At 67.1% G+C, this 12728-nt stretch carries 15 protein-coding genes; 7 read left to right on the plus strand and 8 right to left on the minus strand.

Annotation, left to right across the window (positions count from 1 at the left end; all coding sequences use genetic code 11):
* The first annotated feature begins 57 nt into the window (after positions 1–57).
* Together RYM47_RS11510 and RYM47_RS11515 are read left to right on the plus strand one after the other, a co-directional pair.
* Entirely contained in the window at positions 58–945 is an 888-nt protein-coding gene (locus tag RYM47_RS11510) for an RNA polymerase sigma-70 factor (RefSeq protein WP_315388020.1), read from the plus strand.
* Between the two features lie 61 nt (positions 946–1006).
* Entirely contained in the window at positions 1007–1633 is a 627-nt protein-coding gene (locus RYM47_RS11515) for a DNA-3-methyladenine glycosylase (RefSeq protein ID WP_315388021.1), read from the plus strand.
* Here the strand turns inward: RYM47_RS11515 and RYM47_RS11520 are convergent.
* Together RYM47_RS11520 and RYM47_RS11525 are read right to left on the minus strand one after the other, a co-directional pair.
* Positions 1619–2254, minus strand: a complete 636-nt coding sequence (locus RYM47_RS11520) for a M23 family metallopeptidase (protein ID WP_315388022.1) — start codon at positions 2252–2254, stop codon at positions 1619–1621. The genes RYM47_RS11515 and RYM47_RS11520 overlap by 15 nt on opposite strands.
* A 57-nt stretch (positions 2255–2311) precedes the next feature.
* Positions 2312–3451: a DUF1254 domain-containing protein gene (locus RYM47_RS11525; RefSeq protein WP_315388023.1), complete on the minus strand. Its 1140-nt coding sequence runs from the start codon at positions 3449–3451 to the stop codon at positions 2312–2314.
* A gap of 129 nt (positions 3452–3580) precedes the next feature.
* Here RYM47_RS11525 and RYM47_RS11530 point away from each other — a divergent pair, with 129 nt between their 5' ends.
* Together RYM47_RS11530 and RYM47_RS11535 are read left to right on the plus strand one after the other, a co-directional pair.
* Complete coding sequence (locus RYM47_RS11530; RefSeq protein ID WP_315388025.1) at positions 3581–4270, plus strand: type 1 glutamine amidotransferase domain-containing protein; 690 nt, start codon at positions 3581–3583, stop codon at positions 4268–4270.
* Between the two features lie 71 nt (positions 4271–4341).
* Complete coding sequence (locus RYM47_RS11535) at positions 4342–4767, plus strand: response regulator (protein ID WP_315388026.1); 426 nt, start codon at positions 4342–4344, stop codon at positions 4765–4767.
* Here RYM47_RS11535 and arsC read toward each other — a convergent pair whose 3' ends face one another.
* From arsC to RYM47_RS11565, 6 genes are all read right to left on the minus strand, one after another.
* Entirely contained in the window at positions 4768–5127 is a 360-nt protein-coding gene (gene arsC, locus RYM47_RS11540; RefSeq protein WP_315388027.1) for an arsenate reductase (glutaredoxin), read from the minus strand.
* A gap of 82 nt (positions 5128–5209) precedes the next feature.
* A complete protein-coding gene (locus RYM47_RS11545; protein WP_315388028.1) occupies positions 5210–6046 on the minus strand; it encodes an oxidoreductase in 837 nt (278 codons plus the stop codon).
* Complete coding sequence (locus tag RYM47_RS11550) at positions 6043–6858, minus strand: alpha/beta hydrolase (RefSeq protein WP_315388029.1); 816 nt, start codon at positions 6856–6858, stop codon at positions 6043–6045. Before RYM47_RS11550 ends, RYM47_RS11545 begins: the two co-directional genes overlap by 4 nt.
* Positions 6859–6895: 37 nt before the next feature.
* On the minus strand, positions 6896–7405 hold the full coding sequence (locus RYM47_RS11555) for a cytochrome P460 family protein (protein ID WP_315388031.1): 510 nt from the start codon (positions 7403–7405) through the stop codon (positions 6896–6898).
* 15 nt (positions 7406–7420) lie between these two features.
* Positions 7421–8473 carry an alpha/beta hydrolase gene (locus tag RYM47_RS11560; RefSeq protein ID WP_315388033.1) on the minus strand — a complete coding sequence of 351 codons (1053 nt, stop codon included), beginning with the start codon at positions 8471–8473 and terminating at the stop codon, positions 7421–7423.
* Positions 8474–8505: 32 nt separating this feature from the next.
* Positions 8506–9825 (minus strand): epoxide hydrolase, encoded by a 1320-nt coding sequence (locus RYM47_RS11565; RefSeq protein ID WP_315388034.1) that lies wholly within the window; start codon positions 9823–9825, stop codon positions 8506–8508.
* Positions 9826–10013: 188 nt separating this feature from the next.
* Here RYM47_RS11565 and RYM47_RS11570 point away from each other — a divergent pair, with 188 nt between their 5' ends.
* From RYM47_RS11570 to RYM47_RS11580, 3 genes are read left to right on the plus strand one after another with little or no spacing between them, the layout of a single operon-like run.
* Positions 10014–11549, plus strand: a complete 1536-nt coding sequence (locus RYM47_RS11570; protein ID WP_315388036.1) for a PAS domain-containing protein — start codon at positions 10014–10016, stop codon at positions 11547–11549.
* Positions 11546–11917: a response regulator gene (locus RYM47_RS11575; RefSeq protein ID WP_315388038.1), complete on the plus strand. Its 372-nt coding sequence runs from the start codon at positions 11546–11548 to the stop codon at positions 11915–11917. The genes RYM47_RS11570 and RYM47_RS11575 overlap by 4 nt, the downstream gene beginning before the upstream one ends.
* 29 nt (positions 11918–11946) lie before the next feature.
* On the plus strand, positions 11947–12681 hold the full coding sequence (locus tag RYM47_RS11580) for a response regulator (RefSeq protein WP_315388039.1): 735 nt from the start codon (positions 11947–11949) through the stop codon (positions 12679–12681).
* Positions 12682–12728 lie beyond the last annotated feature (47 nt).

Here is a 12728-nt window from a genome sequence, read left to right on the forward strand (position 1 = left end):
AACGATGCCCCTCTCCCGGCACTGTTCCTGCGGCCTCTGCTCGTGTTGAATGCCGCGATGGAAACCGCTCCCGACCTGTTTACTTCGCTGCGTCCGCGCGTGCTGGGCGTCGCCTACCGCATGCTGGGCTCGATGGCCGAGGCCGAAGACGTGGCGCAGGAGGTGTGGCTGCGCTGGAATGGCACCGACCGTGCAGCCATCGAGAACGCCGAAGCCTGGCTGGTCGCCACCGCCACCCGCATTGCGATCGACGAACTGCGCCTGGCCCGGCGCAGCCGCGAACAGTACGTGGGTATCTGGCTGCCCGAGCCGGTGCCGACCGAGGACGCGGACACGCCCGAACGCCTGCACGAAGCGGCCAGCGATCTTTCGGTCGCGTTCCTGGCCGTCCTCGAACGGTTGGCACCGGAAGCACGCGCCGCATTCCTGCTGCACGATGTGTTCGACCGCGACTACCCGGAAATCGCCGGGATCCTGGACAAGAGCGAGGCGGCCTGCCGGCAGATCGTGCACCGTGCGCGCAGCCGCCTGCGCGAAGAACGGCCGCTGCATGTGGTGCCGCACCGCACCCACCAGCAGCTGCTGCAGGCGTTCGCCGACGCGCTGGACAAGGCCGACCTGAAGTCGATGATGGCGCTGATGGACAGCTCGGCGCAGCTGATCGGCGACGGCGGTGGCATCGTCAGCAGTTTCCCCAAGCCAATGCTGGGCGGCGCACGCATCGCGCAGCTGCTGTTCGCACCCACGCTGCGGCGGCGCGCCGAACTGCGCATGGTGCCGGTGTTCTTCAATGGCCGCATGGGCCTGCTGCGCTACTTCGGCGACCAGTTGGATTCGGCGATGTCGTTCGACACCGACGGCGAGCGCATCACCCAGATCCTGGTGCAGCGCAACCCGAACAAGCTGGCGCGGATCCTGGCGCAGCAGCCGTTGTCGCTGCGCTGAGGCTTGATGCGCCGACGACGGCAGCCGATGCATGCTGCAGGCATCCACGCTGGAACCTGCCATGCCCGCTTCCGACCTGCTGCCCCCTTCGCGCTGGCGCACGCTGCCTCGCCGTTTCTACCGGCGCCACCCGACCGAGGTGGCGCCGGAGCTGCTCAACAAGCTGCTGGTCCGTGACGACGGCCGCGCCGGGCGCATCGTGGAAGTGGAGGCCTACGCCGGCGACCAGGATCCGGCCGCGCACTCGTTCCGTGGCATGACCGCACGCACCGCCAGCATGTTCGGCGAGTGCGGGCACCTGTATGTGTATTTCACCTACGGCATGCACTGGGGCAGCAACGCGGTCTGCGGTGAGGTCGGTCAAGGCTGGGGCGTGCTGCTGCGGGCGCTGGAGCCGGTGCACGGACTGGACCTCATCCGCGGGGCGCGCCCGGCGATTCGCCGCGACCGCGAGCTCGCCAGCGGTCCGGGGCGGCTGTCGCAGGCGATGGGCATCGACAAGGCGCTGGATGGCGCCGACCTGGTCAGGAATGATCGCGGCATCCGCATCGTCTCCGACGGCATGCCGCCGCCGGAGCACCCGGTGGCCGGGCCGCGCATCGGCATCCGTCGCGCGGTGGAGTTCCCGTGGCGGTGGCACGTGCGCGGCCATGCGCACGTGTCCGGGCCCGTATCAGGGCGGGGTTGAGGCGCGCGACTCGCGGGTGGCGTGCGCGCGCAGCAGCGGTAGGGGATCGTAAGCCCCGTTGCTGCCATAGATGCCCCAGTGCAGGTGCGGCGGCGTACCGGCCGCATTGCCGCTGTCTCCCACGTAGCCCAGCACGTCGCCCTCGGCCAGTACGTCGCCTTCGGCCAATCCTTCGCGCCAGTCTTCCAGATGTGCGTAGTAGTAGCGCTCACGCGCAGGCCCAACTACCCAGACCTGGCGTCCGCCCAGCCCACTATCGCGCACGGCCACCACCACGCCAGGCCCCGCGCTGCGCACCGGCGTGCCACGTTTGGCAAAGATGTCCACGCCGGCATGGGTGCGGTCGCGCCCGCGCGGCGCGCCATACGTGTCGGCGATGCGGCGCGCCGCCACACCGTCGACGGGTACCGGCAGCGACGTGGGCGCCGGCATGCGCGACAGCTCCCACATGGCGCGCGGTGCCCTCAACCATTCACTGTTCCAGAACGCGAGCACCGCGAGGCCAAGCAGGCAGGGAACCACCAGCCAGGCCAGCCATCGACGCAGGGTGAACGCCCGCGAACGCGGGCGTGGTTTCGGAACGGCTGAGGCGTTCGTATCGGGAGGCGTGGGCGGGTTCATGCCCCCAGCATCGCAGACCCTGCGTAAACGGCGCGCACGCAGCGGCGCAGCGTGCGCTTACTGTACGGCAACCGCCTCCGGGAAGGTCCAGCGCCCGTCCAGAATCTCCGCGCGAGGCCGGTACAGACGCACCAGGTAATTCCAGCCCGCCATGGTCGGCAGGCAATTGGGTACCTGGCCGTCGCAGCCACCGAACTGGATGTCGACCGAATCGTCCGCGTTCTTCTTCGCGGTAAGGTTGTTGAGCGTGTAGGCGTCCTGCGCATTCTTCTCGTAGTAGCCCTTGGCGTTGTTCAGGCTCACCGACCAGAACCCGTCCACCGGTACGTCGGCCACGTGCAGGCGGTACACGGTCTTGCCGTCGTTGTTGGCGGGTGTGACGTTGAGGTACAGCGCATCGGCATCCGGATTGCCGCCCCATCCCGACGCCGCACCAATCACGCGGCGGACCGGGTCCACGGTCTCACGGGTGCCGAACATGCGTCGGGTATCGGGCAGGGTCGCTGCCAGCGTCAGCAGCGCGTCGCGCACCTTGTCCTGGCTCACGGTGTCCCATTGCGGCACGTCGAAGCTCCCCGGCGCGGCCTGCTGCACCTTGATCGCATCCTGCAGCGCATGTACCTGCGCTACGTCGTCCGGCTTGGTGGGATCGACCAGCGTGCGTATGCCCACCACCACGTAGCGGGTGCCGTCCTTGCCACGGCTCAGCGTGTAGGCGCCCGGCTTGTAGTTGACCTGGGTGGTGTACTGGTCCTCGTCGATCACCTGCATCGACATGAAGCGCCCACCTGCGTCGGGAAGGGTGATGGTGACCGGTCCCGCGTCGAGATCGAATACGCCACTGGAGTACAGCGTGTCGCGATTCAGGCGCACCACGTCCTGCGCATCGATCGGCGCGGGCTCGCGATGATGGAACAGCTTGCCCAACCCGCCCTGCTTCACCAGCGACCCGAAATACCGGTCGGATTCGGCGCGGACGAAGTTGTCGGCGGTCACCGGCACGCTGCCGGGCTGCGGCGTGGCGGCCGGGGCCGGCGTGGGGGCGGTGGCGGAGGGGACAGGCGCTGGCGCAGGGGTCTCTGCGGCGACCGGCGCCGCCGCCTCCGGCTCGCGCTTGCAGCCCGATACGGCTGCGACGACGGCCAGCGCGGTCGAGAGAAGAACAACGTGACTGCTTCGAAGGGGGGCAGCGCTCACAGCGGCATCTCCGTTCAGGGATGGCCGCAGCCTAACAATGGCCATGCAGCTTCAACACCGTACTTTTACTGCCTCCTGGCCACACTGGGGGAGCGCTCCAACACCCCCTCTCCCACAGGAAGCCACCCCATGAACGTACTGATCGTCCTGACCTCGCACGACGAACTTGGCACCACGGGCAAGAAGACCGGCTTCTGGCTTGAAGAACTCGCCGCGCCCTACTACGCCTTCCTGGACGCCGGCGCGAGCATCACCCTGGCCTCTCCCAAGGGCGGCCAGCCACCGCTCGATCCCAAGAGCAGTGAGCCCGACGCACAGACGGCGTCCACGCGCCGCTTCGAGGCCGACGCAGAGGCGACCGCCAGGCTGGCGAACACGGTCCGCCTGGACAGTGTCTCGCAGGATGACTTCGACACGGTGTTCTACCCCGGAGGCCACGGTCCATTGTGGGACCTGGCCGAAGACCGCACTTCCATTGCGTTGATCGAATCCTTCATCGGCGCCGGGAAGCCGGTTGGCTTGGTCTGCCATGCGCCGGGCGTACTTCGCCACGTGAAAGCGACCGATGGCAACCCGCTGGTAAAGGGCAAGAAGGTCACCGGCTTCACCAATTCCGAAGAAGCGGGCGTTGGCCTGACCGACGTGGTGCCGTTCCTGGTGGAAGATACGCTCACGTCGCTGGGTGGCGATTACTCGAAGGGTCCGGACTGGGCCTCGCACGTGGTGCGCGATGGACTGCTGATCACCGGTCAGAACCCCGCTTCGTCTGAAGAAGCGGCCAATGTGCTGTTGAAAGCGGCCGGCAAGCAGAACGGTTGATGGTTTGTGCCAGATGCGATGAAGGTCGGGGCAAGAGCGCTTGCCCCGGCGTTGACATGCGCGGAGGTATAGTGAAACTGCCTTCATTCCGCGCAGAGAACATGAACAGCTTTGCCGTTTCACCCACCGGCGCTACCGTGCTGGTGGTCGAAGATGAAATAGAACTGTCACGCCTCTTCATCGAAGTACTGACCGCAGCAGGTTATACCGCCGTTCCGGCCTACTCGGTGACCGATGCGATTGCCGCCATGGCCTACCAGCATTTCGACGCTGCAGTACTCGATGTCGAACTGCGCGACGGCGCTATTTTCCCGGTAGCGGACCGGCTGGCGGCGCAGGGGACACCCTACCTGTTCGCGTCGGCCATCTACTTCCAGGCCATTCCAAAGGCGCACCAGGACGTACCGTTCATAGGCAAGCCGTTCAACATCGACGACCTGCTGTTCCGCGTCGAGCAGATCATCAGCGGCGTGGATCTCGCTTCGCCTGCAGCCTGATTACTTCACCGACGGAAGAATCTCCAGTACCACGTCGGCCGGCCGCGCCATGCGGGTACCCAGTGTGGTCTGTACCAGCGGCCGCTGGATCAGGATCGGGTTGGCGACCATTGCGTCGAGCAGCGCCTCATCGCCAAGGCCGGCGTCGGCCAGGCCCAACACCGCATAGGGCGCTTCCTTGGTCCGGATCGCATCGCGTACGCGCAGCCCGGCCGCCTCGATCAGTTCGGCAAGCCGCGCCCGGCTTGGCGGATCGCGCAGGTATTCCACCACGTCCGGTTCAATGCCGGCCTGCCGGATCAGCGCAAGCGCGTTGCGCGAGTTGCTGCATTTGGGGTTGTGGTAAATGACAGCGTTCATGTATTCCTCTGCAGCGCCGCCCGTGGATACGCTCAGTTTACCCGCAGGCGTGTTCCTCATCACATCGGCACATGATTGGCATTCACTCTGTCGGTGGGTAATCCGTCGAAGCACTGAGCACCCGCCACTGCTCCAGCTCCCGCAGCCTGTCGCGGTCCGCGTTGGCGATGATCTCCAGCGCGTCACTTCCCAGAGCCAGGCGCAGCGGCGGCCGCTCCAGTGCTGCGAGCTTCAGCAGCGCAGCGGCTGCGCGCGCCGGGTCGCCGGGCTGGCGGCCGTCGTAGCCGCGCTGCGCACGTGCGGTGGCGCCCACTACGGCGTCGTACTCGCGGCGGCCCTCATGCAAGGTGGTAGATGAACCGGCGAAGTCGGTACGGAAGCCGCCGGGCTCGACAACGGTCACCTGCACCCCGATCAACGCCATCTCCCTGGCAAGCGACTCGGAAAAGCCTTCGATACCCCACTTGGCGGCAGAGTATGCCGCGCGCCCGGGCGCACCGATGCGGCCGCCGACCGAGGAGAACTGGATGATGTGGCCACTGCCCTGCCCGCGCATGATCGGGATGACCGCCTTGGTCATGATGATGGTGCCGAACAGGTTGGTTTCGATCTGCTCGCGGAACTCGGCCAGGCTGGCGTCCTCCACCGAATTCACATCGCCGTAGCCGGCGTTGTTGACCAGTACATCCAGCCCGCCAAATGATGCCTCCGCCAGCGCCACTGCCTGCTCTGCCTGGGCCGGGTCGGTGACGTCCAGCGCGAAGGTGCGTATCGCGCTGCCATGTCGCTGCACCAGATCGTCGAGTCGGGCCGGATCGCGGGCAGTGGCGACCAGCCGGTGCCCCGCGTCCAGCACCGCCTCCGCCAACGCGCGTCCAATGCCGCGCGACGCGCCAGTGATGAGCCATCGTTGCGTCATGGACGTTCTCCCTGCGCCGCCTTCTCGATCAACGCCACCACGGCGTCAGGGTGGGACACCATGACCACGTGCGAGGCACCCTTGATCACCACGGTTTCGCGCGCATGCGCGCGTTCGGCCATGAAGGCCTGCGCAGCGGCGGGGATGTTGAGGTCGGCGTCGCCGTACACGAACCAGCTGGGCAGCGTTTTCCACGCCGACGCCGGGCTGGCTTCGTTCAACGCCGCCTCGGTGATCGGCCGCTGGGTGGCCGCCATCAAGCGCGCCTGCGCTGCCGGAACGTCTGCGGCGAACTGCGCATGGAACTTGTCCTGCTGGATGTAGAGGTCCTTGCCGCCGTCCACCAGGGCCACCGGCGGTGCCAGCGTGGCGCCCAGGCTGCTGCCAGGGAACTTGCCGGACAGCTGCGCTGCGGTCTCGCCCACCGCCGGTGCGAACGCGGCGACGAACACCAGCGCCTTGACGTTGGACAGCCCATCGGCCGCCGCGCTGATCACCGAGCCCGCGTAGGAATGGCCAACCAGCACCACCGGCCCGGGGATGCTGCGGAGCAGGCTGCCGACTTCCGCCGCGTCGGTGCGCACGCTGCGCAGTTCGTTTGGCGCTGCCACCACCCGGTAGCCATCGGCATGCAGCCGATCAATGACGCCGTTCCAGCTGGAACCGTCGGCAAAGGCACCGTGTACCAGCACCACCGTGGGTTTGGCCGGTGTGGCAGGCGCAGCGAAGCCTTCCAGCGGGGTGGCCAGCGACAACGCCAGCAGCATCAGCGTGCCGGCGGTCGAACGTGAACTGTGTCTGCGCGTAATCATGGGGGCGTTCCTCAGGGAGAGTGGGGGGTGGGGCCTGTCACGGCGCCCAACGGGTGAAAACAAGATCGTGGTCCTTGACCCGCGATTGATGGCAGGCCAGGCAGGTGTCGTGCTGGGTGCGGTCGGCCGGCTGCCCGTCGATGAAGCGGCCATAGCCCCAGCCGCCGGAGGCGGCGTACTTCTTCGAGTCCTTGACCATGACCTGCACGGTGGTCGCCGCGCCGGGTACCGAAGCAGGGGCGAATTCGCTCGACGGCACATCCTTCCAGGCGAGCTTCACCAGCACGGTGCCGTCGGGAAAGGGCAACCTGCCCTCCCGATAGGCACGTACGGCAATTTCATTGCCGAGTACAGCGCGCAACTCGTTCAACGGTGCGGCCTCCTGCGCCACGCCCACCAGCTGCCAGCGCCGGTAGTTGTCAGGCGGGGTTACGCCGTAGATCGGCGATGACGGCTTGGCAGCAGGCGCGCCGCGTGCGATGAACACGGTGCCGAGCACGATCAGGGCGCAGACCAGCACGAACAGTGCAATCCGGGCGATCTTCATCGGTATCTCCCGCGCCTACAGGTGGTCGACGTCGATCACCGCCTGCGCGAACGCCTGCGGACTTTCCTGCGGCAGGTTGTGACCGATGCCGCCGGTGATCAACCGGTATTCGTACTTGCCGGTAAAGCGCTTGGCGTAGCTCTCGGCGGTCGGGTGCGGCGCGCCATTGGCATCGCCTTCCATGGTGATGGTCGGCACGCCGATGCTGGGAAGGCTGGCCAGGCGCTGCTCAAGCGGCGCGTACTTCGCCTCGCCTTCGGCCAGGCCCAGGCGCCAGCGGTAATTGTGGATGGCAATGGCTACCTGGTCGGGGTTGTCCAGCGCCGCCGCGCTGCGCGCGAAGGTTGCGTCGTCGAACGTCCATTGTGGCGAGGCCAGCTGCCAGATCAGGCGGGCGAAGTCGTGGCGGTTCTTGTCATAGCCGTCGCGGCCGCGGTCGGTGGCGAAGTAGAACTGGTACCACCACTGCAGCTCTGCCTTCGGCGGCAACGGCGCACTGCCTGCCGCCTGGCTGCTGATCAGGTAGCCGCTGACCGATACCAGCGAACGCACGCGCTCGGGCCACAGCGCGGCGACGATGTTGGCCGAGCGCGCACCCCAGTCGAATCCGGCGAGCCCGGCACGCTTGATGCCCAGCGCGTCCATGAAGTCGATCACGTCCTGGGCCAGCGCGGCAGGCTCGGCGTTGCGCGGGGTGTCGCTGGAGAGGAAGCGGGTATCGCCATAGCCGCGTGCGAACGGCACCAGCACACGGTAGCCCTTGGCCGCCAGCATCGGTGCCACGTCGTCGTAGCTGTGGATGTCGTAGGGCCAGCCGTGCAGCAGGATCACCACCGGTCCCTTGGCGGGACCGAGTTCGGCATACGCCACGTCCAGCACGCCGGCGCGCACGTGCTTCAGCGCGCCGAGTGCGCTTTGCGGCGTCGTCGCTGCGGCGGGCGCGGAGGACGCAGGTCGTGCAGCGACACTACCGGCCAGGCCTAACTGGAACAGGCACGCCAGGAGGGAAGCGCCAAGCACGCTGACGCGGTGGGGCAAGGGAGTGGCACGGGTCATCGAAACGTTCATCGTCGTCTCCAGAAAAGTTGGCTGTGGTGAGTTCACGGACGGGTTTCGCGCAACGGCGCAAAGGCGCTGCGCAGCTCTTCGGCAAACAGCTGAGGTTGTTCCCAGGCGGCAAAATGGCCGCCCTTGCCGGCTTTGTGGAAGTAATAGAGCGAGGGGTAAGCCTGGCGCGTCCAGCTTTCCGGTGCGCGATAGATCTCGCCGGGGAAGACCGTCACCGCGACCGGCACGTGGATGCTGGCGGTCTTCTGCGCGGCGGCGCTGAAGTTGTTGTTGTTGTTTTCCCAGTAGAACCGCGACGACGACGCGCCGGTACGGGTGACCCAGTACAGGGTCAGGTCGTCGAGGATGGCATCGCGTCCCAGCACGGTTTCAGGGTGACCGTTGCTGTCGGTCCACGCCGCGATCTTTTCGTACAGCCACGCCGCCATGCCTGCCGGAGAGTCGGTCAGCGCATAGCCCACCGTCTGCGGGCGGGTCACCATCATCGCGCCGTAGGCGGCGTTACGGCCGAAGAACGTGCTCAGCTGGTCATACGCCGCGCGCTCGCTTTCGCCCAGTGCGGCCGGCGCAGCGCGGCCGGCGTTGATGCCGTCCACCAGCTCGGCCGGGATGGTGGCCGGCATGTTGAGGTGGATGCCCAGCAGACCCTGCGGCGCCTGGCGCGCCAGGGCGTCGGAGATGACCGACCCGTGGTCGCCCCCCTGGGATACGTAATGGGTGTAGCCCAGCCGCTTCATCAGCACGTCCCAGGCCCGCGCCACCCGATCCGGATTCCAACCCGGCGCCGTTGGCTGGCCCGAAAAGCCGTAGCCGGGTATGGACGGAATCACCACGTCGAAGGCGTCTTCGGCGCGACCGCCATGGGCTACCGGATCGGTCAAAGGCCCGATCGCATTGATGAACTCCAGCGGCGATCCCGGCCAGCCGTGGGTGAGCACCAGCGGCATCGCGTTCGGCTCGCGGGAGCGCACGTGGATGAACTGGATGTCCACCCCGTCGATGGTGGTGATGTACTGCGGCAGGCTGTTGAGCCGCTTCTCCACCCGGCGCCAGTCATAGCCGCTGCCCCAGTACCCCAGCAGGTCCTGCAGGGCGGCCAGCTGCACCCCTTGGGACGTGTCGGTAACGGTTTCCCGGTCGGGCCAACGGGTCTGTGCGATACGCCTGCGAAGCTCGACCAGTTCCGACTCGGGAACGTGCACGTGATAGGGGCGAATGGCCGTGTCGGGCGAGTTCGGCGACGCCGGCGTGGCAAGGGCGGGCGACAGTGGGCACGCGACGGCGAAACCGAGTACTGCGACCAGGCGCAGGCAGGCGGCAGTGCGGTGTGTACAGGAAGCGGTGGAAGACATGGGAGGACTCCGCACGACGGAAGCGTCGCTGTGGGCGCATATCAGCAGGCGCTCATCCGCTGCGCACTTGAACCAAGGTATCGGTCGATACCTAGGTATGAGCCGGACGCGGATCGACACCAAGGTATGGTTGAAACACGCCGCAGCGGCGCGCACCATCTACCGCTGACGATCGCTGGAAAGAGCCCATGGTTGAGACAGAACCCAGCGGCGGTCCGGAAGACCCCACGATCGCCACCTTCCGTGCATTGGCCGACGCCATGCCGGCCTCGGTCCTACTGATGACGCCCGACGGCCAGGTGGAGTACGCCAACCAGCAGGCCGTGGCATTCCGTGGCGCCAGCGTGGAAGAACAGCGCGCCTGGAAAACCGCACAGCTGATCCATCCGGACGACCTGCCGCAGGCCATCGAACGGTGGGCGCACTGCGTGGCAACCGGTGACCGGTTCGAGATGGAATACCGCGTGCGGCGCGCCGACGGGGCATACCGCTGGTTCCACGTGCGGGGCCAACCGGTCAAAGACGCGGCAGGCGTCATCCTGCGCTGGTGCTTCCTGGACGTGGACATCGATGACCGCAAGCAGGGAGAAGCGCTGCTGGCGCAGACACTGGCGGAGCTGGCCGCGTCCAAGCTGCGCCTGCGCGCCCTGATCGACACGGTACCGGGTTTCGTCTGGCAGGCCGCGCCCGACGGCAGCGTGGAATTCCTCAACCAGCGCTGGTTCGACTACACCGGCATGCAGCTCGAGGACGCGCTTGGCAGCGGCTGGACGTCACGCATCCATCCCGCCGACGCCACGCCGCTGGGCGCGTACTGGCAAGGCCTGCTTGCATCCGGCCAGCCGGGCAGTTTCGAAGCCAGGCTGCGCGGCGCCGACGACAGCTACCGCTGGTTCCTGATCCGCGCCGTGCCGCTGCTCGACGACACCGGGCGCGTGCTGCGCTGGTACGGCCAGAACACCGACATCGAGGATCGCAAGCAGGCCGAACTTTCGCTGGCCCGGGTCCGCTCGGAGCTGGCCCATGTTGCACGGGTGGCAAGCCTGGGCGCATTGACCGCTTCCATCGCACACGAGGTCAACCAGCCGTTGTCCGGCATCATCACCAACGCCAATACCTGCATGCGAATGTTGAATACGGAACCACCGAACCTGGCAGGCGCCCGCGAGACGGTGCGTCGCACCCTGCGCGACGGCAACCGCGCGTCGGACGTGGTCAAGCGCCTGCGTGCGCTGTTTGCCAGGACCGAGGCCAGCGCCGAGCCGCTGGACCTCAACGAAGCAGCCCGCGAAGTGCTGGCGTTGGCTTCGGCCGAACTGGACCGCGCCGATGTCTGCGTGCACCTGGACCTGGCCGAACGGTTGCCCCGGGCATGGGCCGACCGCGTCCAGGTCCAGCAGGTCATCCTCAATCTGCTCCTCAACGCCTTGGAAGCCATGTCCGCGCTCGACGACCGGCCGAAACGGCTGTGGGTGGGCACGTCCACCGAGGGGACCGGGAACGTACGCCTGTCAGTGGGCGACTCGGGCACTGGTGTCGACCCGCAGGACGTGGAACGGATCTTCCAGGCCTTCCACTCGACCAAGCGCACCGGCATGGGCGTCGGCCTTTCGGTAAGCCGCTCGATCATCGACAGCCACGGTGGCGCGCTGTGGGTGGAAGCCTCCGACGCGGGCGGTGCCATGTTCGCGTTCACCCTGCCACGCGCAGAGGCACGCGCATGAGCACGGATCTGCTGGTGTCGGTGGTGGATGACGACGAGTCGGTGCGCGAGTCCCTGCCCGACCTGCTGCGTGAGCTGGGTTTCGCCGTGGCGGCGTTTTCCTCGGCCGCCGAATTCCTCGCCTCTGCGGAGATCGACAGCACCCGCTGCCTCATCCTGGACATTGCGATGCCTGGCATGAGCGGGCCCGAACTGATGCAGGAACTGCGCCGACGCCACTATGCGATACCGCTGATCTTCATCACCGCACACGGGTCGGCCAGCGAGCGTCCGCGCCTGGTCGAGCAGGGTGCTGTGGACTGCCTGGCCAAACCGTTCAGCGAAGCTGAGCTGCTGCGGGCGCTCAACGCCGCGCTGCCGCAGCCCTGAGCGACGGCCCCGTTCCCGGAGAACGCCCCATGCCACACGCTTCCGCCCTCGTGTTCGTGGTCGATGACGATGTCTCGGTGCGCGAGTCCCTCGAACTGCTGATCGAGCATGCCGGCTGGCAACCCCGGTTGTTCAGTTCGGCCACGGCCTTCCTCGAACAGCCACGTCCGCAGGTGCCCGCCTGCCTGGTGCTGGATGTCCACCTTCCGGATCTGAATGGACTGGACCTGCAGACCTCGCTGGGGCAGGAGCGACCCGACCTGCCGATCATCTTCATTACCGGCCATGGCGACATCCCGTTGACCGTGCGCGCCATGCGTGCCGGGGCCGTCGAGTTCCTGACCAAGCCGTTCGACGACGATGCACTGTTGAGCGCCATTTCAGAAGCGCTGGCGTCCAGCGAGGCAGCGCTGCAGGGCCAGGCGTCGGTGCAGGCGCTGCGGGACGCCTATGCGTCGCTGACTCCTCGCGAGCGGGACGTGCTCGGTCTGGTGGTGCGCGGACGCCTGAACAAACAGATTGCGGCGGCGTTGGATATCAGCGAGATCACGGTCAAGGCGCATCGCGGCAAGGCGATGCGCAAGATGGGCGCGCGCTCGCTGCCTGAGCTGGTGAAGCAGACAGCGTTGCTTGAGCTGGGCGAGAAGCTCAGTAGACCGACGTGGTGTGCAGCGTCACCTTCTCACCCTCCCGCTCCAGGACGTCCTGTGCGAACTGATCCGTGTCCAGCGCAACGAGCCGGCACCCGGTCAGATCCGGCTTGAGGTTCACTACGTCGCCACTCAACTGGACGAACGTGGGTTCCCGCGGG

Origin of the sequence: uncultured Stenotrophomonas sp. (assembly GCF_963519125.1) — a bacterium.
Taxonomy (GTDB): Bacteria; Pseudomonadota; Gammaproteobacteria; order Xanthomonadales; family Xanthomonadaceae; genus Stenotrophomonas.

Bases quoted from the DNA above. Each gene is read 5' to 3' on its own strand.
- RYM47_RS11510 (WP_315388020.1), top strand. From the start codon at position 58: ATGGAAACCGCTCCCGACCTGTTTACTTCGCTGCGTCCGCGCGTGCTG.
- RYM47_RS11515 (WP_315388021.1), top strand. From the start codon at position 1,007: ATGCCCGCTTCCGACCTGCTGCCCCCTTCGCGCTGGCGCACGCTGCCT.
- RYM47_RS11520 (WP_315388022.1), bottom strand. From the start codon at position 2,254: ATGAACCCGCCCACGCCTCCCGATACGAACGCCTCAGCCGTTCCGAAA.
- RYM47_RS11530 (WP_315388025.1), top strand. From the start codon at position 3,581: ATGAACGTACTGATCGTCCTGACCTCGCACGACGAACTTGGCACCACG.
- arsC (WP_315388027.1), bottom strand. From the start codon at position 5,127: ATGAACGCTGTCATTTACCACAACCCCAAATGCAGCAACTCGCGCAAC.
- RYM47_RS11545 (WP_315388028.1), bottom strand. From the start codon at position 6,046: ATGACGCAACGATGGCTCATCACTGGCGCGTCGCGCGGCATTGGACGC.
- RYM47_RS11550 (WP_315388029.1), bottom strand. From the start codon at position 6,858: ATGATTACGCGCAGACACAGTTCACGTTCGACCGCCGGCACGCTGATG.
- RYM47_RS11555 (WP_315388031.1), bottom strand. From the start codon at position 7,405: ATGAAGATCGCCCGGATTGCACTGTTCGTGCTGGTCTGCGCCCTGATC.
- RYM47_RS11560 (WP_315388033.1), bottom strand. From the start codon at position 8,473: ATGAACGTTTCGATGACCCGTGCCACTCCCTTGCCCCACCGCGTCAGC.
- RYM47_RS11565 (WP_315388034.1), bottom strand. From the start codon at position 9,825: ATGTCTTCCACCGCTTCCTGTACACACCGCACTGCCGCCTGCCTGCGC.
- RYM47_RS11570 (WP_315388036.1), top strand. From the start codon at position 10,014: ATGGTTGAGACAGAACCCAGCGGCGGTCCGGAAGACCCCACGATCGCC.
- RYM47_RS11575 (WP_315388038.1), top strand. From the start codon at position 11,546: ATGAGCACGGATCTGCTGGTGTCGGTGGTGGATGACGACGAGTCGGTG.
- RYM47_RS11580 (WP_315388039.1), top strand. From the start codon at position 11,947: ATGCCACACGCTTCCGCCCTCGTGTTCGTGGTCGATGACGATGTCTCG.